The organism is Dyella jejuensis (assembly GCF_044904675.1).
GTDB lineage: Bacteria > Pseudomonadota > Gammaproteobacteria > Xanthomonadales > Rhodanobacteraceae > Dyella_B > Dyella_B jejuensis.
Window position 1 is genome coordinate 1 of the sequence record NZ_JADIKJ010000020.1, and the last position, 18072, is coordinate 18072.

The following is an 18072-nucleotide window of genomic DNA, read 5'->3' on the forward strand; positions in this document are numbered from 1 at the left end:
ATTGCGCAAGGCCGCAAAACGAACCGTAGAAGCTCTCTGGACGGAGATCGGCAAGCTGCTCGATGTGTTTACACCACACGAATGTTCCAACTACTTTGCGTCGTGTGGATATGTAAACGATTGAATTGAAAATGCTCTAGCCAAGGCGGCGCGCGCAATGCGGAGATGTATGTTGTGGTCGTTTGACGCCTTGTAGCAATAGTTGCCATTGACTGCGGCGCTTTCGAGTTCTGAAGGTTCTTTGTGGCCCAAAGATGTCGTTTCGTGGCGATTGCCTGCGGCGCTTTCGGTCCCTGAAGGGCCGAGTCACTTTTCTTTGCTGGCCCAAAGAAAAGTAACCCAAAGAAATGGCCTTGAGAGCTCGTGGGTTATGTAGGTTACAAGCCTGATGGTTTCCGCATGTCTGGTGGTTGCCAAGCCCGCTTACACGGCGCGGCTATACCGCTTGCGCCGAAGCAATGAGGACTTAAAGCCGGCAACCGAAAAGTTGGACCGCTGGCACGAGTCTTATGCCTCGGTGCCTCAGCGCGTTGCGGTATAGCGGGATCGTGTAACCCTGGGCCACCAACGGTCCAACTGGCCACAAGCGTTCGGGCTTTTACCCTTCCTATGCCGCGAGTCTTTCAGGCCATTTCTTTGGGTTACTTTTCTTTGGGCCAGCAAAGAAAAGTGACTCGGGCGCCTACGGCGTCCGAAAGCGCCGCAGGCAATCGCCACGAAACGACATCTTTGGGCCAATAAAGAACCTTCTCAAAAGCACAGCAGGCAGTGGATAAGCCGGCCTCAGCAGAGGCCGGCCTTTTGCTTCCGTGTCATCGCAGCTACTTGCCAGTGCCCTGCTTCAAGCCGCGATCGATCAGCATTGGCTCGATGCTCGGATCTTGTCCGCGCCAATCCTTGTAGAGCTTGGACAGTTCCACCGTATTGCCGCGCGAGAGGATCATGGCGCGGAAGCGATCGCCGTTCTCGCGGGTGAGGCCGCCGTGGTCCTTGAAACCTTCGAAGGCATCGTCAGCGAGCATCTGCGTCCACAGATAGGCGTAATAGCCGGCCGAGTAGCCATTGCTCCAGATGTGCAGGAAATAACTGGAGCGGTAGCGCGGCGGCACGTAGGAAAGATCTACGCCATCCTGCTTCAGCGATGCCGTTTCGAACGCATCGGCATCCTGCTTGGGTGCGTCGGCACCCAGCATGTGCCAGTTCATGTCGAGCATCGCCGCGGCGACCAGCTCGGTCATGTCATAGCCCTTGTTGAAGAGGTCCGCCTTCTTGATCTTGTCGACCAATGCCTGCGGCATCGGTTCGCCGGTTTTGTAGTTCTTGGCGTAGTTGGCGAAGACTTTCGGATCGGTTGCCCAGTGCTCGTTGAATTGCGAGGGGAACTCGACGAAGTCGCGCGCGGTGGCAGTGCCGGACAGGGTCGGGTATTGCTCGTCGGCGAACAGGCCATGCAGGCCATGGCCGAATTCGTGGAACATGGTGACCACGTCATCCATCGACAGCAGCGCGGGCTGGCCGGCCGCGGGTTTGGTGAAATTGGCGACGTTGTAGATCACCGGCTTGGTGCCAAGCAGTTTGGACTGGCCGACAAAGTTGTCCATCCAGGCGCCGCCGTTCTTGTTGTCGCGCTTGAAGTAATCGAAGTAGAACAGCGCCAGCGACTTGCCGTCCTTGTCGAATACTTCGAACACGCGCACATCCGGGTTGTACACCGGAATGTCCTTGCGCTCCTTGAAAGTAAGCCCATAAAGCTGGTTGGCGGCGTAGAAGACGCCGTTCTGCAGCACGTTGTCCAGCTCGAAGTAGGGTTTGATCTGCGCGTCGTTGAGATCGTACTTGGCCTTGCGCACTTCTTCGGCGTAGTGCTCCCAATCCCACGGCTCGAGCTTGAAGGTGGGTTGCTTGAGCGCGGCCTGATCCTTGTCGATCTGCTTCTGGATATCGGCGGCTTCGACCTTGGCGCGCGCGACGGCGGCGGGTGCAAGCTTCTGCATGAAGCCCATCACCGTTTCCGGCGTCTTGGCCATCTGGTCTTCGAGCGTCCAGGCGGCGTAGTTGGGGAACCCGAGCAGCTTGGCTTCCTGCGCGCGCAACTGGGCGAGCCGCTCGATCAGGTCGCGCGTATCGTCGGCATTGCCCTTTTCGGCACGGTTCCACGAAGCCTCGTACAACGCCTGGCGCGTGGCGCGATCGGTCAGATCCTGCAGCATGGGTTGCTGGGTGGTGTTCTGCAGCGAGAGCACCCACTTGCCATCGAGATGACGGTCCTTGGCGGCTTGCGCGGCGGCGGCGATGTCTTCGTCGGAAAGGCCGGCCAGCTTGCTCTTGTCATCGACCACCAGCGCGCCGTCCTTGCTTGCAGCCAGCAGCTTGTTGTTGAACTGCGCTTCCAGCCCGGCTTCTTCCTTGTTGTAGTCCTTGAGCCTGGCCTTGTCCGCGTCGGACAGTTTGGCACCGGCCATCACGAATTGGCGGTAGACCACCTCGATCAAGCGCTGCGACTCGGGATCGAGCTTGAGCGAGTCGCGCTGGTCGTAGACGGCCTGGATGCGCTGGAACAGTTTGTCGTTGAGATGGATCGCATCCTGATGCGCGGCCAGCTTGGGCGCCTCATCTTCCTGCACTTTCTGCAGCGCATCGTCGGTGTTGGCGGCGGTGACGCCGTTGAACACCATCATGACGCGGTCGAGCAATACGCCGGTTTTTTCCAGCGCCACGTAGGTGTTCTCGAAGGTTGGCGGCTCGGGGTTGTTGGCGATCTGGTCGACTTCGGCAAGCTGCTGCTTCATGCCCTCTTCGATCGCCGGCTGGTAGTCGCTGTCCTTGATCTTGTCGAACGGCGGCGCCTGGTACGGCAGCGTGCTGGCGGTAAAGAATGGATTGCTGGCCTGCGCTTCGGCGCTGGTGGTGGGCTTGGCCGGCGCGCTCGCGGAAGCGGCGGGGGCATTGCCGGCATTGTTGTTGGGCGCTTGGGAACAGGCGGCAAGCGCGATCGACGTGGCGATCGCTAGAAGGCGAAGACGAGGCATGAAAGCTCCCCAAAGTGGCGTGCCCGGCTGGCGGGGCGTGAAAGTCAGCTTACGACTGTAGCCACAGTGTGCCGATCTTCCAAGCCTGCCGGACGGCACGGAACCGATCCGGCCAGCGTTAAGGCCAATGGCCCTCACTTCCGTTTGAGTGCATGGCCGTGCATGGCGTTAGGTTGGACCATTGCCTGCGGCGCTTTCGGTCCCTGAAGGGCCCGAGTCACTTTTCTTTGCTGGCCCAAAGAAAAGTAACCCAAAGAAATGGCCTTGAGAGCTCGTGGGTTATGTGGGTTACAAGCCTGCACGTTTACGCCATGGCGTGATCGTTAGCGGGCCAAGCTTATACCGCGCGGCTATACCGCGTGCGCCAAAGCGATGGGGTTTAAAGCCGGCCATCGGCAGGCTTGATCATCTGGCACGAGTCATGGGCTTTGATGCTTTGGTGCCTCAGCGCCTCGACCTGTTGCGGTATAGCGGGGGCGTGTAACCCTGGGCCACCAACGCTCCAGCTGGCCACGAACGACCTTGGACTACCACTGCCCGGCTGAAATGTTCATGTGCGCACTTGGGCGTCAAGATCTGGCAGATCAGTTCGATGATGCACTTCCAGATTGACTCCGCCAACCCAAAGAAATGGCCTTGAGAGCTCGTGGCTTATGTAGGTTACAAGCCTGATGGTTTCCGCATGTCTGGTGGTTGCCAAGCCCGCTTACACGGCGCGGCTATACCGCTTGCGCCGAAGCAATGAGGACTTAAAGCCGGCAACCGAAAAGTTGGACCGCTGGCACGAGTCTTATGCCTCGGTGCCTCAGCGCGTTGCGGTATAGCGGGATCGTGTAACCCTGGGCCACCAACGGTCCAACTGGCCACAAGCGTTCGGGCTTTTACCCTTCCTATGCCGCGAGTCTTTCAGGCCATTTCTTTGGGTTACTTTTCTTTGGGCCAGCAAAGAAAAGTGACTCGGGCGCCCACGGCGTCCGAAAGCGCCGCAGGCAATGTTCCAACCCAACGCCATGCACTCAAACAAAAAAAGCTTGCAAAACAAGCTCAAAAGTACAAATGCTGCTGGCGTTAAATGGCTGATCAAGTACCGCCCTAAGTGCTATAGGTACGGTCTTTCCAGCGCGACCGGACGCCGCGCCAATAGCGGATCGCCGAACTCCAGGTCATCCCCAGGTAGAGCAAGGCACTCACCGGCAGCAACAACGCCCAGGCCAGCCGCATGCGGTAGTAGCGCAGCATCGGCAGGTAACTCAGCATCATCGCCACCAGCGCGACCGCGCCCAGCCGCCAGGTTGCAGCCGAGCCCAGCAGCAAGAAGGGCAATCCGTAAGCAAGCACAAATAAAGCCGTGACGGCCAGCAGCAGCCCGCTGGAATAGCGAAGCTGGGTGAAGGCCGAGCGCGCCACCATGTCGTGGATGGAACGCAACGTGCCATAGGGGCGCAGGCTCACCACGCCGCGGCTGAGGCCAAGCCAGGTGCGATAACCGGCGTTCTTCACTTGGCGCGCCAGCGTGCAGTCGTCGATCAAGGCGTTGCGCAGGCTGGCAAACGCACCGGCACGCCGCAATGCTTCGGTATCGACGAGGACGCAGCCGCCCGCCGCCGCCGCGACATGACGGAAGCCCGAGTTGGATAGCGCGAATGGGTAGATCAGCTTGAAGTAATACACGAACGCCGGCAGCAGCAGGCGATCCCAGAAGCTGGTGCGGCGCAGGTCCGCCATCAAGGAAACGAACTGGCGGTTCTCACCGCGCTTGTGCGCCAGCAGGGGCGCGAGCAGCCCTGGTTGCAATTGGATATCGGCATCCAGCAACAGGGTCATTGGCGTGTGTACGTGCGCCCTGCCCTGCTCCAGCGCCCACAGCTTGCCGGCCCAGCCTTCCGGCAGAGGCTGGCCGCTGATGACGCGGGTATTCGGATAGGTCGCCGCGATGCGCGCGGTGTCGTCGCTGGACTGGTCGTCGACGACCACCACCTGCAAGCCGCTCCCCTGCGCTTGCAGGCCCGACAGCGTGAGGCCGATGACATCGGCCTCGTTGCGGGCGGGAATCAGTACGGTGATCTCGCTGAGATCGGTGTGCGTGGCGAGCGGATCGGCCTCAATCCGCTCGCGCGTGCTCCACGGACGCCACGGCACGAACAGCAGCCCCAGCCACATCAATGCCGGCAGCGACGCGGCCATCCATTCCAGTATGCCCATCGGTGACGGCGGCGGGCATCAATGGTTCGCGTCGGTACTCGTCGGCGCGTTGCGGCGCTGGATCGAGCTGATCGGGATGTGGATCGCGGTGGCATCGGCACGGTCGCCGTACTTCACCGGCAGGTCGGGCGCCATCGGGCCATCGACGCGCGGACCGAACATGGCCACTTTCATCGCCCGCAGCGGATGCGCGAAGGTGTAGTCGACGGCGGTGCCTTCGAAGCCGCAATGCGCCATGCAGTTATCGCACTTGGGATTGATGCCGACGCCGTATTTGTCCCAGTCGGTTTCTTCCATCAGCGCCTTGTAGCTGGGCGCGTAGCCTTCGTCCACCAGCAGGTAGCACGGCTTCTGCCAGCCGAAGATGTTGTAGGTGGGATTGGACCACGGCGTGCATTGGTACGACTGGTTGCCCGCGATGAAGTCGAGGAACATCGACGACTGGTTGAACACCCAGTTGCTACCGCGTTCCTTGCCGATCTTGAACACTTCGCGGAACAGCTGCTTGCTCTGGTTGCGGCCAAGGAACACGTCCTGGCGCGGCGCGTGCTGGTAGCTGTAGCCGGGCGAGACCGTGATGCCTTCGATACCCAGGCTCATGGCGTAGTCGAAGAATTCCGCAATCTCGGCCGGCGGCTCCTGGTTGAACAGCGTGCAATTGATGGTGACGCGATAGCCGCGCGACAACGCCAGCTTGATCGCCGTTACCGCCTTTTCAAACACGCCCTTCATGCACACGGAGTCGTCGTGGCGTTCTTCCAGGCCGTCCAGGTGGATCGACCAGGTGAAATACGGCGAAGGCTCGTATTCGTCGATGTGCTTGGGCAGCAGGATCGCATTCGTGCACAGGTATACGAATTTCTTGCGCTCGATCAGCCCGCGCACGATCTGTGGCATTTCCTTGTGGATCAGCGGCTCGCCGCCGGGAATGGACACCACGGGTGCATCGCATTCGTCCACGGCGGCCAGCGCCTGCTCGACGCTCAGTCGTTTTTGCAGGATTTCCTTCGGATGGTCGATCTTGCCGCAACCTGCGCACGCCAGATTGCACTGGAACAGCGGCTCCAACATCATCGCCAGGGGATAACGCTTCTGGCCGCTCAGCTTCTTGCCGAGGATGTAGCGCGCGATCGTGGTCTGCTGGATAAGGGGGATACCCAAGGGATTCTCCGGAACGTCAGTACGCCTGATACAGGCAAGCCCACCAAGGAGCGGAATGCCTGCGTATCAATGGCAATGAATCTTGCATGTGGATCAGTATAAGCCAGCTGGATGGCTGCCGTTATGCCCGCCCTGCCTATGTGCCTATGCCAGGCGGGGGGATGCGAACACGTGGGCGTGCTCCCGGCGGATGCGCTCCCACTCGATCTTGAACCAGGGCGTAAAGGCCTCAGGGCTGGCCGCCATCTCCGCATCGAGCGCATCGGGAGCGATATAGCGCAGGCCCGAGATCTCGTTCACGTTCACGGTCGGCGCGTCATCGCTGCGACCGGCGTAGACCCAGCACAATTCGTGTTCGGCGCCACCGGCATCGAATTGCGCCTGGTATTCGAACTTGAACAGGTATTCCAGCGGGCAGGCCAGGCCCAGTTCTTCCTTCAGGCGGCGATGGATGGCATTGTCCAGCGTTTCGCCGCGCCGTGGATGGCTGCAGCAGGTATTGGACCAGTAACCGGGCCACAGGCGCTTGCCGGGCGCGCGCTGCTGCAGCAGCAGCTCGCCTTTCGCATTGAACACGAACAGCGAAAAGGCGCGATGCAAGGTGCCCTTGCCCTCGTGGGCGGAGGCCTTGTCGAGGAAGCCGACCTCCCGGTCCTCATGATCGACCAGCACCAGCGGCTCGTCGTCGAAGGACACGATTTCGTTCGAGTCACGCCATTCCTGGCGCTCGCGTTCCTGGTTATCCAATGTCTACCTCCATTGCCTGGTAACCGGCGTCACGCATGGCAGCCGCAACCCTGTCACGGTTCTGTGGACACAGCGCAAGGATCGAGCCGCCGCCGCCGCCGCCGGTGAGCTTGGCACCGAGCGCGCCGTGTTCGCGCGCGATCTGTATCAGCTCCTCTACTTCCCAGCTCGATACGCGCAGCGCGTTGAGCAGGCCGTGGCAGATGTTCATCAGGTCGCCCAGGCGCTCCAGATCGTATTGCTGCATGGCTTCCATGCCTTGCAGGGTGAGCCCGTCGATCTGCTGGAAGATACCGTCGTACAACGCGGGATTGCGTTGCCAGGCGCTGCGCACCTTGCCGACGGTTACCGCGGTAAGGCTTTCCTTGCCGCTGATGCCGATCACGATGGGAATGCGCTTGGGCAGGTGCAGTTCGCGCACCATCGGCGCTTCACCCTTCTTGCCGGCGCGCTTGTACAGCAGCGGCTTGCCATAGGTAGCGACGGTGTTGTCGATGCCGGAAGCGGAACCGTGCGCGACTTCTTCGCAACGAAAGGCCAGTGCGTTGATCTCCTCGTCGCTGAGGCCCAACTCGTAATGCTGGTCGAGCGCGCGGATCACCGCGACCGCCATCGCCGCCGAACCGCCCAGGCCCATCGCGCGCGGCACGTTCGGGAACACCTCGATGCGCATCGAGCGCTCGGTCAGTTCCAGGGTGTCGAAGATGATGCCGAGCGAACGCTGGAACGAATCGCGGTGCGCCGGATCGCGATGCAGCCGGTATTCCACGCCCCAGCGCGGAATGAACATGTCCACGCCACCGGATTGGGTGTCCTGCGCCACGGCGCGCACCGCCAGCGGTACCGGCGCCGCGATCGCGTGGCTGCCGTAGACCACCGCATGCTCGCCGAGCAGGATGATCTTGCCGTGGCCGCATGCGCGATGATCGACGGCGGGTTGCTCGGTCGTCGTCTCGGGAACACCGCGCGACTCCTTGCGTACCTGGTCGACGATCTCCTGCGCTTTCCAGATCTTGATTTCGCCGCTTTCCACCAGGCGCTCGACCACCGTGTCGAAGATCTCCGCGGTAGCGCCGGCAGCGACGGCGACGCTGCGCGCGTGCAGCGTCATGTGGCCTTGCTGGATGCCTTCGGTAACCAGTGCGCGCAGCGCCGAGAAGTTCTGCGCCAGGCCGACCGCGCCCATCACTTCGGCCAGCTCGCGCGCGGTCTTCACGCCGAGCAGGCGCAGGTCGAGCGCGACCGTAGCGTTGGATTGCAGCGGACCACCGACGATGCCGACCTTCATCGGGATGTCGAGCTCGCCGATCAACTCGCCCTTCTCGCCCTTGTACCAGCGCGTCAGCGAGGTGTAGCGCCCGCCGCGCGCCGCGTAGGCGTGGGCCGCCGCCTCGATGGCGCGCCAATCGTTGCCGGTCGCCAGCGCGACGGCATCCACGCCATTCATGATGCCTTTGTTGTGCGTGGCGGCGCGGTATGGATCGATGCTGGCGAATTCGTTGGCGAGCAAGATGCCGTCGCGCACCTCTTCGCCGGCGAAACCCTTGCCGGTGAGCTGGTCGGCGGGAATGACGCAGCGCGCACGCACCATGGAACGATCGGTGAGATTGGAAAGGATGCGCAGGAAGACGCGCCCGCCCGTCATGGTCTCCACCAGCGAGGCAATGCCTTCGCACATGGTGTTGACCAGGTTGGCGCCCATCGCGTCGCGCGTGTCGACCAGCAGGTGGACCACCAGCATGTCGCCGCCTTCGGCGCGCGCATGCACGTGCACTTCCAGATCCTGCGCGCCGCCGCCGCGCGCCACCATCTGTGGATGCAGGCTGTTGGCGAGGTTGAGCAATTCATCCTTGCGTTGCAGCAGGGTGGCCTTGGCGTGCGCCACGTGCGGCACGTCCACCACTTGCACCTGGCCGATCAGCACCGGCTCGGTGCTTTCGACCGTGAAGCCGCCCGTGCCGCGCACCACTTTCGCGGCGGACGACAGCGCCGCCACGATCGACGGCTCTTCTACCACCAGCGGCACGATGTAGTCGCGACCGTTGACCAGGAAGTTGAGCCCGAGGCCGACCGGCAGTCCCATCACGCCGACGACGTTTTCGATCATCTTGTCGGCTTTGTGGATCTTCAGCGTGTGCTCGCCGGAGACCAGCGACTGGTAATCGTCGGCCGAGAGCCATCCGCGCTCGTGAATGATGCGAACCCGGTCGGAAACCGAGAGTTTGTAGAAGGCGGGGAATCGGGACCGTTCGGCACTCGATGATTCGGCGCTCATACCTTAAGCACTCCGTGTAGGTCGTTAGTCGCGTGCTTTGCCGTCACGGTGCCGCACGCGGCGCGCCAGCCATGACGCTCAAGAACGTTTGCGATCACGTCAAAATCCTGAAGGATGCGGGTGGGGAAGATTTCGCGTCTGACGCATATGGCAGCTAACCCCCTGGGAATCAAGCCCCAGGGGCACGACACGCATGCCGGCCGAAACAATGGCGTGTTCAAATGTCGCCAACCTTTCTGCGTCCTCGGCAAAGACCACACCGAAGTCGCCGCCTGCGCCGCAAGGCTTATAACTGACATCGGCGCAGGAGGCCATATCGGCGAGCCGCTTTTGTGCGGGCGAGTAGATTTCCAGGCCGCATGCGGCGCCGAAACGCTGCAATCCGGCTGCATAATCTTTCGTAAGTCGAATGAAAGACTGCATGCGCTGGTGCCTGAGTGCATCCATGGCATCGGTGGAAATAGTGCCAAGTTCGTTCATGTGCGCGGCGTATTCCGTCACGTGAGTTTCGCGCCAGCGGGCCAGCCGCTGCAGCGAATCGCTGGTCGACACGGACTGCTCCGACCACACGAACAGGCAATGCAGGCCTGTCGTCGGCATCGGCGCATAGGTGGGCTCGCGAGCCGGTCCCTGCAGTTGGTAATGGATCATGCCACCCGCCACGCTCGCGGCGATGTCGACGCCGCTGCCGCGGCCGCCCTGCCAATCGCCGTGCAAATGAAGCAATCGACGGATCCACTGTAGGCGATCGTTCGTGACCTGGGCGTGGCCGGCCAGGGTGGCCAAGGCGGTGGCGAGCGCCACGGTCAACGCCGCACTGGAGCCCAGCCCCAATTTGGAGCGTGTTGCACCTTCGGCGTGGAAGAAGCCGGAGGTATCCAGGTGCAAGTCGAAACCTTCGCTCGAGACCGGCGCAAGACCCTCGTGCAACAGACCGTGCCAGACGTGGTCAACCAGCGTCAGGGCAGTGCGGGCTGCCTCGTCGCATTGCCATTGCAAGCGCCCGTCGCCGCCGATGCGCGCGTGCGCGGCCGCGATGCCAAGGTCCGGCGCATACACATCACATACACCGCGCTGATGCGAGGCGACACGCACATGGGCGCGGCGGTTGACCGCAAGCACCAGAGCGGGCGCGCCCTCGAGCACGGCATAATCGCCCAGCAGCACCAGCTTGCCGGGCGCGCTTGCAGTAAGTTCCATCATGCCTCCACGACGCCCGCGGCGATGTTGCGCGCGCCTTCGCCAAGGCCGGAATCGAGTACATCGAGCACACCAGGCACATCGCGCAGCGCCGCCTTGACCTGTTCGATGGCGGACGGCAGGCACACGGCCTTGAGCTGCGGGCCGGCATCGACGGTGAAAAACACCGGCACACCTTGCTGGCGCAAGGCGCGCACGCGATGCATGCATTCCACGGTGGCGCCGTTCCAGTACAGCAATCCCGGCTGCGCGGCCAGCGCCAGCGCATGCATTTTCAGGCAGCTGTATTCGGAAACCTGCGCAAGCGCTTCGAAATCGCGCGCAAGAATCGCCTCGCGTGCACGGCTCAGGTCGGCTTCCTGCGTGTCGATCCAGGCCGATTGATACGGCGAGGTCTGCGCGGTGCGGCGCATGCCTTCGGTGGAGCCCACTTGCTTGGCGGCGGTCGAGGTAATCGCCACCGCGACGCGCAGCGGCCACGCATCGGCGCCAAGCAGGGGGCGCGCCACCGAATCGGTGCCGTCGGCGAGCTGTCCATGCGCCCACTCGACATAACCGCCGAAAATGGAACGTGCCGCCGAGCCGGAGCAGCGCCGCGCCAATACCGACTGTTCCGCCAGGCTCAATGCGAGCCCGAGTGCTTGCGCACCCGCATGCACCAGGGCGGCAAAGCCGGAAGCGGACGAAGCCAGCCCCGCCGCAGTCGGGAAGTTGTTGCGGCTGGCGACGCGGGCACCGTAGTCGACGCCTGCGCGCTGTCGCAGCAGGTCCAGGCATGCGGTGATGCGCCTGGATTCGGCCTCTTCGCCGCGCCCGTTAAGGGTTATGCGATCCTGTTTTTGTCCCGGCACGAATCGCACGTCGGTACGTGTCCACAGGCTTTCCAGGGTGATGGAGATGGAACCGACCACCGGCAGGTTCAGTGCGGCATCGCGCTTGCCCCAATATTTGATCAGGGCGATGTTGGGCTGCGCCTGCGAAGCAGCATGGAGTTCGCCGGATGCTCCGGCGCGTGGTTCGCGGTTCATTGCGTCTCGCTGGAAAAGGTAGCTGGGGAAAGGATCGATCAGGAAACTCGGTAAAAGCGCACCGGGCCAGGCGCTACTTCGCCGGACCATCCACCACGAAGGGCAAGCCGCCAGGAGCTGGCGCCCTCATGCTGACGCGAGTCCAAACGGTATTGCCGCCAAGCAGGCTGATGCCGATGTAGCCGCGCAACCGCAGCCGATCCGGGCCGAGCATCCGAACCTCGCAATTATAAGTGCGTCCGTTTTCCGCATTATAGATGCGCCCGTCCGTCCACTCGCGCTTGCCGGGGTCGTAATGCAGGCCTTTGAGCAGCCGCAATCCAGTCAACGGTTGTGAACGCAGGGCCGGGTCGGGATCGTTGCGATCGGTCACGACCTTGCCCTGGAGCTGCGGGCCGTCTTCCGGACCGTAGGTGTCGTGCAGTTGCCAGCGAATGTAGCCCTGGTATTCGGTGCCGACCTGCTCGATGTGGATAATGGCATCGCGGCTGTCCACCAGCCAGTCGCCCACAATCGCCGATGGGGCAGGCACATACGCATCATCGGCCAGCACCTGCGCCGAAGCGCCGAGCAGCCCCAGCAAGGCCAGCGCATGCGGCCATCGGCGACGCTTGCCGCGCCAGGATCGGGTCATCGCACTTCCTCTTGTATCGCGGCGGCTTGAGCCATATCTCCGTGCCTTCGTGCCAATCGTTGCCTGTAGCATAAAGGTCTATGCCGCCAAGCTGGTCCGCCATCGCGATTCTCCATGGATCAGGCATCGCGCTTGCCTTGGCCGCGACCGGCTATGCCTGGATCGCCGCATGGGCCGTGTTGAAAGGGTCGCGCGTCTGGGCACCGGACCGCGCCGGCAAGGCGATCGCCGCCAGCATACTCAAGCCGCTGCATGGCGCCGAGCCGCGACTCTACGAGAATTTGCGCAGTTTTTGCGCACAGGCACACCCCGACTATCAACTCGTGTTCGGCGTGCGCGATCCGGACGATCCGGCCGTTGCCGTGGTCGAGCGGCTTCGTATCGAGTTCCCGCAGCGCCCGATCGCGCTGGCCATCGACCCGCGTGTGCACGGCGCGAATCTGAAAGTCAGCAATCTCATGAACATGCTGCCGCACGCGCAGCACGATGTGCTGGTCTTGGCCGATGCCGATATCAGCGTCGCCCCGGACTATCTCGCGCGAGTGATTGCTCCCTTGAGCGATGCCGGCGTCGGCATCGTCACTTGCCTCTATCGCGGCCTGCCGGGTCCATCGTTCTGGTCGCGGCTTGGCCGTCTGTTTATCGATGACTGGTTCGCACCATCGGTACGGCTCTCGCATGCCTTCGGCTCGACCCGCTTCGCCTTTGGCTCGACCATCGCCCTGCGCCGCGACGCGCTGCAGGCCATGGGCGGTTTCGAGGCCTTGCGCGACACGCTCGCCGACGATTTCTGGCTGGGCGAGCTGACCCGTCGCGCGGGCTTGCGCACGGTGCTGTCGGACGTGGTGGTCGGCACGGAAGTGACGGAATCGAGCCTTGCCGAGCTGTGGTCGCATGAGTTGCGCTGGTTGCGCACGATACGTTCCATCGCCCCGGCCGGCTTCGCCATGACCTTCGTCTGCTTCACCTCGCCGCTGCTGCTGCTCGGGCTGTGCCTGGCGCCCGGCTGGGTCACCGGCAGCCTGGCCCTGCTCGGTGGCGGGGCGCGGGTTTTGCTACACTTTTTGCAGCGGCGCACCAGTGATGAAGCCTTTGCCTGGCATGAATTCCTGTTGGTCCCCCTCCGCGATACCTTATTGCTGCTGGAATGGGCGATTGCCCTGGCCGGCTGGCAGGTAAGATGGCGCGGGCAGGTACTGCATGCGCGCGGCGGCGGTTCAGCGCCGCAGGCCTAGCCTGATCAGTCGTATCCTGAACTATCTGCTGTCCCCGGGCATGGTAAATGCCCTCGCAGGAGTCTTCCGTAATGAAAACGCTGTTTCTGCAAGCTCCCTCGTTTGACGGCTTCGATGGCGGCGCAGGTTCGCGCTATCAGGCCAAGCGCGAGATCAAGAGTTTCTGGTATCCGACCTGGCTGGCCCAGCCGGCCGCGATGGTGCCCGATTCGCGCGTACTCGACGCCCCTGCCGACGAAGTGTCGGTCGAGGAAAGCCTACGCATTGCCGAAGGCTACGAACTGGTGATCATCCACACCAGCACTCCTTCCTTCCCCACCGACGCGAAGTTCGCCGAGCTGCTGAAAGCGCGCAAGCCGAATGTGCTGGTCGGCCTGGTCGGCGCCAAGGTTGCGGTCGATCCGAGCGGCTCGCTCACCGCATCGCCGGCCATCGATTTCGTCGCGCGCGAGGAATTCGACTACACCTGCAAGGAAGTCGCCGAAGGCCGCCCGTTCGAAAGCATTACCGGCATCAGCTATCGCCTTGCCGATGGCACCGTGCAGCACAATCCGCCGCGCGCGATGATCGAGAACATGGACGACCTGCCGTTCGTGGCGCCGATCTACAAGCGCGACCTGAAGATCAGCAACTATTTCATCGGCTATCTCAACTATCCCTACGTGTCCATTTACACGGGCCGCGGATGCCGCTCCAAATGCACCTTCTGCCTGTGGCCGCAGACCGTGGGCGGCCATCGCTACCGCACGCGCTCGGCCGCCAACGTGCTGGCCGAGGCGAAGTGGATCAAGGAGAACATGCCCGAAGTGAAGGAGCTGATGTTCGACGACGACACCTTCACCGACAGCTCCAACATGGAGCGCGTGCACGAGATCGCGCGCGGCCTGGGCGCGATGGGCTGGACCTGGTCGTGCAACGCCAAGGCGAACGTGCCCTACGAGTCGCTGAAGATCATGAAGGAAAACGGCCTGCGCCTGCTGCTGGTGGGTTACGAATCGGGCGACGACCAGATCCTGCACAACATCAAGAAAGGCCTGCGCACCGACATCGCGCGCCGCTTCACCGAGGACTGCCGCAAGCTTGGCATCACCATCCATGGCACCTTCATCCTCGGCCTCCCGGGCGAAACCAAGGAAACGATCGACAAGACGATCCAGTTCGCCAAGGAAATCAATCCGCATACCATCCAGGTATCGCTGGCCGCGCCGTATCCGGGCACGTCCCTGTACAAGCAGGCCGTCGAAAACGGCTGGCTGAAGGAAAACGAGGCGGTCAACCTCGTCAACGACAAGGGGGTGCAGTTGGCGCTGATCAGCTATCCGCACCTGTCCAAGGAAGACATCTTCCATGGCGTGGAGAAGTTCTACCGCGCGTTCTATTTCCGTCCGTCGAAGATCTGGGAAATCGTCAAGGAAATGCTCAGCAGCTGGGACATGATGAAGCGCCGCCTGCGCGAAGGGGTGGAATTCTTCCGCTTCCTGCGCGCGCACGAAGCCTGATTGTGACCATCGCATCGCGAGCGCAGCGAGCCGCATTCGCCTCCTCTCCCCTCCGGGGAGAGGATTGAGGCGAGAGGGGCCAAGGCTCGCCTCATTGCTCCAATGAAACCGCGCTCTGAATCAGCCAACCCGCAGCAACAACCTCTCACCCCAGCTCTCTCCCCGGAATGGAGAGAGCGTGAGAATGGCCGCCCGCGCCTGATCGTTACGGCCGATGATTTCGGCCTGCATGAAGCGGTCAACGATGCCGTCGAGCGCGGCTATCGCGATGGCGTGCTGCGCGCCGCGAGCCTGATGGTCGCGGCGCCGGCGGCGGCCGACGCGGTGGCGCGCGCCAGGCAGCATCCGGGCCTCGCCGTCGGCCTGCACCTGGTACTGGCCGACGGCCGTGCGATGCTGCCGCCGGCGCGTATCCCCGACCTGGTCGACCGGCAAGGCATGTTCAATTCGGACATGGTGCGCAACGGCTTTCGCTTCTTCTTGCTGCCGCGCGTGCGCCGCCAACTGGCCGATGAAATCCGCGCGCAATTCGAGGCTTTCGCGGCGACCGGCCTGCAACTGGACCACGTCAACGCACACAAGCATTTCCACCTGCATCCGACCGTTCTTTCGTTGATGCTGTCGATCGGCCATGGTTATGGCCTGCGCGCGATCCGGCTGCCATGGGAGCCCGGCATGGGGCCATGGCTGCGTCCCTGGCTGGCCTTGATGCGCCGACGCATGGATCGGGCCGGCATCGCCCACAACGATCAGGTCTTTGGTTTACGCCATAGCGGCGGCATGGATGAAGCGGTGATGCTGGATATCTTGCGTGCATTGCCGGCCGGACTTTCGGAAATCTACCTGCATCCGGCATCGCACGGCCACCTGACCGAAAGCATGGCCGATTACCGCCACCGCGACGAACTCAGTGCCCTGCTGTCGCCGCGCGTGCGCGAGGTGATTGCCGAGCGCTATCGGTTGTGTAACGGCTTTACCGATCCGGCCGCAGTCAAGGGCTGCCCTGCATGAAACTTTTCAGCTATATCGCCGGACTGCTCGGCCTGGCCGTGGCGATCGCCCTGGTCGCACACCAAGGCTGGGGCGAAGTCGCCGGGGCGATCGACCATGCCGGCTGGCCGCTGCTGTGGCTGCTGCCGTTCCACATAGTGCCGTTGCTGCTCGACGTACTCGGTTGGCGCGTGCTGATTGCACCACGCGATCCGCAGCACCGGGCTACCGTTCCCTTCCTGTTCTGGGTGGCGGCGATCCGCGAAGCCAGCAATCGCCTGCTGCCTGTCGCCAACATCGGCGGCGAAATCATCGGCATTCGCCTGGTGAAATGGCGCGGCATCGGCGGCGCGGCGGCCGCTGCGAGCATCATCATGGAAGTGCTGCTCACGCTGGTGAACCAGTACCTGTTCACGGCGCTGGGCATCATCCTGCTGATCGAGCTGACCCGGAACATCGGCGCCTTCAGCACCGTGATCTCCGCGCTCGCCGCCAGCCTGCCGCTGCCGATCTTCCTGATCATCGTGCTGCGCCATGGCAAGGTCTTTTCGCGCCTGGAAACGTTTGCCGAAAGACTGCTGGGCGGACGTTCCAAGCTCACCGAACTGATCGATGGTTCCAATCTTGACCTGGAAATCCGCGCACAGTATTCGCGCCCATTGCGTCTGGCCGCCGCCTGCGGCTGGCAGTTCATCGGCTATGTCGTGGGCAGTTTCGAAACCTGGCTGGCGCTGCGCCTGCTCGGCTATCCGATCAGCGTGTGGGACGCGATTGCGATCGAGGCGGTCACGCAGGCGTTGCGCCATATCATTTTCGTGGTGCCCGCGGGCCTCGGCGTGCAGGAAGGCGGCCTGGTGCTGTTCGGCAACATGATCGGCCTGCCGCCGGAAGCCAGCGTGGCGCTGTCGCTGGTCAAGCGCATGCGCGAAGTCGGCTTCGGCGTGCCTGCGTTGCTTACCTGGCAATGGGCCGAGACGCGCCGGCTGTATGACGGCTCTGCGCGCGCGGGTTCCGGCAGCCATCTATCTGAAGAGAATTCCAAGTCATGATGCTTCAACAAGAGGCCTTCGATACCGAAACCCTGGTGCCCGGCTATCGCGAGCCGGTGCTGCCAACCGGCGAGCCCGATGCGGCCACCGTGGCCGCTTCCGAGACGCGCACCCGGCAATGGTCCGGCCGCGCGCGCGAGCGCATCAAGTACGGCTCGGACCTGCACAAGCAGATGATGTGCGAGATGTTCGCGGAGACCTTCAACCCCTATCGTCCCTCAGTGCTCAAGTGGCCGACGCTGGATGAAGCGGCCCTGCATCGCATCACCTCGCTGCCGATCTGGGATATCGCCGTGCAAACCGAAGGCAAGGCACGCCTGCGCATGGCCGCCTATGCACGCACGGTCGCCGATCCGGAGATCCGCAATGCCCTGGCGCAAAATGCCTGGGAAGAAAACCGGCACAAGGAGGTGCTCTCCAAGATGGTCCAGCACTACGGTATTCCACTGGTGCCGGAACCGGCCTACGAATATCCGAAAGATCCGGAGTGGGCCTATCTGGTGACCGGCTATAGCGAATGCATCGACAGCTTCTTCGCCTTCGGCCTGTTCAAGGTAGCGCATGACTCGGGCCTGTTCCCGCCCGAATTGATCGACACTTTCGAACCGGTCATGCAGGAAGAATGCCGGCATATCCTGCTGTTCGCCAACTGGGTGGCGTGGCATCGCGCCCAGCTTGGCCTGTTCCGGCGCATCGCATTCGAATTCAAGGTTTTCCGCGTGTGGTGCTTCCTGGGGCTGGAACGCATGGAACTGGCCAAGGGCCTGGACGCCAATGGCAACGAACACGCGCAGGACAACAACTTCACGGTCACTGGCGCGCAATCGGTCACGGAGCAGGAACTAAGCGTGGCGGCGTTGATGACATGCTGCCTGCGCGAAAACGATCGCCGCTTTTCCGGCTATGACGAACGCCTGCTGCGTCCGACCACCATGCCGTTCCTGGTCAGATGCGCGCTGCCGGTGCTGAAGTTTTTCGAGCGCCGCAAGCAGCGCAGGACAGGCTGAGGCGCAACCGAACGTG

The 18072-nt window shown here is 62.7% G+C and carries 13 protein-coding genes; 5 read left to right on the top strand and 8 right to left on the bottom strand.

Annotation, left to right across the window (positions count from 1 at the left end):
* Positions 1–821 precede the first annotated feature (821 nt).
* From dcp to ISP15_RS16455, 8 genes are all read right to left on the bottom strand, one after another.
* Positions 822–3029 (bottom strand): peptidyl-dipeptidase Dcp, encoded by a 2208-nt coding sequence (gene dcp / locus ISP15_RS16420; RefSeq protein WP_404548845.1) that lies wholly within the window; start codon positions 3027–3029, stop codon positions 822–824.
* Between the two features lie 1092 nt (positions 3030–4121).
* Complete coding sequence (locus tag ISP15_RS16425; RefSeq protein WP_404548846.1) at positions 4122–5231, bottom strand: glycosyltransferase; 1110 nt, start codon at positions 5229–5231, stop codon at positions 4122–4124.
* An 18-nt stretch (positions 5232–5249) separates the two neighbouring features.
* Entirely contained in the window at positions 5250–6392 is a 1143-nt protein-coding gene (gene hpnH, locus ISP15_RS16430) for an adenosyl-hopene transferase HpnH (protein WP_404548847.1), read from the bottom strand.
* A gap of 144 nt (positions 6393–6536) precedes the next feature.
* Positions 6537–7139, bottom strand: a complete 603-nt coding sequence (gene idi / locus ISP15_RS16435; protein ID WP_404548849.1) for an isopentenyl-diphosphate Delta-isomerase — start codon at positions 7137–7139, stop codon at positions 6537–6539.
* Positions 7132–9414, bottom strand: a complete 2283-nt coding sequence (locus ISP15_RS16440) for a hydroxymethylglutaryl-CoA reductase, degradative (protein WP_404548850.1) — start codon at positions 9412–9414, stop codon at positions 7132–7134. The genes idi and ISP15_RS16440 overlap by 8 nt, the downstream gene beginning before the upstream one ends.
* Before the next feature lie 99 nt (positions 9415–9513).
* Positions 9514–10614, bottom strand: coding sequence for a mevalonate kinase family protein (locus ISP15_RS16445; RefSeq protein WP_404548851.1), 1101 nt, complete (start codon positions 10612–10614; stop codon positions 9514–9516).
* Positions 10614–11642, bottom strand: a complete 1029-nt coding sequence (gene mvaD / locus ISP15_RS16450; RefSeq protein ID WP_404548852.1) for a diphosphomevalonate decarboxylase — start codon at positions 11640–11642, stop codon at positions 10614–10616. The genes ISP15_RS16445 and mvaD overlap by 1 nt, the downstream gene beginning before the upstream one ends.
* Positions 11643–11715: 73 nt before the next feature.
* Complete coding sequence (locus ISP15_RS16455) at positions 11716–12276, bottom strand: DUF2147 domain-containing protein (RefSeq protein WP_404548854.1); 561 nt, start codon at positions 12274–12276, stop codon at positions 11716–11718.
* Positions 12277–12356: 80 nt separating this feature from the next.
* On the opposite strand from ISP15_RS16455, the gene hpnI reads away from it, so the two are divergent.
* From hpnI to ISP15_RS16480, 5 genes are all read left to right on the top strand, one after another.
* Positions 12357–13511 (top strand): bacteriohopanetetrol glucosamine biosynthesis glycosyltransferase HpnI, encoded by a 1155-nt coding sequence (gene hpnI / locus ISP15_RS16460; RefSeq protein WP_404548855.1) that lies wholly within the window; start codon positions 12357–12359, stop codon positions 13509–13511.
* Positions 13512–13582: 71 nt separating this feature from the next.
* Entirely contained in the window at positions 13583–15010 is a 1428-nt protein-coding gene (gene hpnJ, locus ISP15_RS16465) for a hopanoid biosynthesis associated radical SAM protein HpnJ (protein ID WP_404548856.1), read from the top strand.
* A gap of 102 nt (positions 15011–15112) precedes the next feature.
* Complete coding sequence (hpnK, locus tag ISP15_RS16470) at positions 15113–16021, top strand: hopanoid biosynthesis-associated protein HpnK (protein ID WP_404548857.1); 909 nt, start codon at positions 15113–15115, stop codon at positions 16019–16021.
* On the top strand, positions 16018–17049 hold the full coding sequence (locus ISP15_RS16475) for a lysylphosphatidylglycerol synthase domain-containing protein (RefSeq protein WP_404548858.1): 1032 nt from the start codon (positions 16018–16020) through the stop codon (positions 17047–17049). Before hpnK ends, ISP15_RS16475 begins: the two co-directional genes overlap by 4 nt.
* Entirely contained in the window at positions 17046–18056 is a 1011-nt protein-coding gene (locus tag ISP15_RS16480) for a ferritin-like domain-containing protein (protein WP_404548860.1), read from the top strand. The genes ISP15_RS16475 and ISP15_RS16480 overlap by 4 nt, the downstream gene beginning before the upstream one ends.
* Positions 18057–18072 lie beyond the last annotated feature (16 nt).

Coding starts and splice junctions, on each gene's coding strand:
- dcp (WP_404548845.1), bottom strand. CDS start 3,029: ATGCCTCGTCTTCGCCTTCTAGCGATCGCCACGTCGATCGCGCTTGCC.
- ISP15_RS16425 (WP_404548846.1), bottom strand. CDS start 5,231: ATGGGCATACTGGAATGGATGGCCGCGTCGCTGCCGGCATTGATGTGG.
- ISP15_RS16440 (WP_404548850.1), bottom strand. CDS start 9,414: ATGAGCGCCGAATCATCGAGTGCCGAACGGTCCCGATTCCCCGCCTTC.
- ISP15_RS16445 (WP_404548851.1), bottom strand. CDS start 10,614: ATGGAACTTACTGCAAGCGCGCCCGGCAAGCTGGTGCTGCTGGGCGAT.
- mvaD (WP_404548852.1), bottom strand. CDS start 11,642: ATGAACCGCGAACCACGCGCCGGAGCATCCGGCGAACTCCATGCTGCT.
- ISP15_RS16455 (WP_404548854.1), bottom strand. CDS start 12,276: ATGACCCGATCCTGGCGCGGCAAGCGTCGCCGATGGCCGCATGCGCTG.
- hpnI (WP_404548855.1), top strand. CDS start 12,357: ATGCCGCCAAGCTGGTCCGCCATCGCGATTCTCCATGGATCAGGCATC.
- hpnJ (WP_404548856.1), top strand. CDS start 13,583: ATGAAAACGCTGTTTCTGCAAGCTCCCTCGTTTGACGGCTTCGATGGC.
- hpnK (WP_404548857.1), top strand. CDS start 15,113: ATGAAACCGCGCTCTGAATCAGCCAACCCGCAGCAACAACCTCTCACC.
- ISP15_RS16475 (WP_404548858.1), top strand. CDS start 16,018: ATGAAACTTTTCAGCTATATCGCCGGACTGCTCGGCCTGGCCGTGGCG.
- ISP15_RS16480 (WP_404548860.1), top strand. CDS start 17,046: ATGATGCTTCAACAAGAGGCCTTCGATACCGAAACCCTGGTGCCCGGC.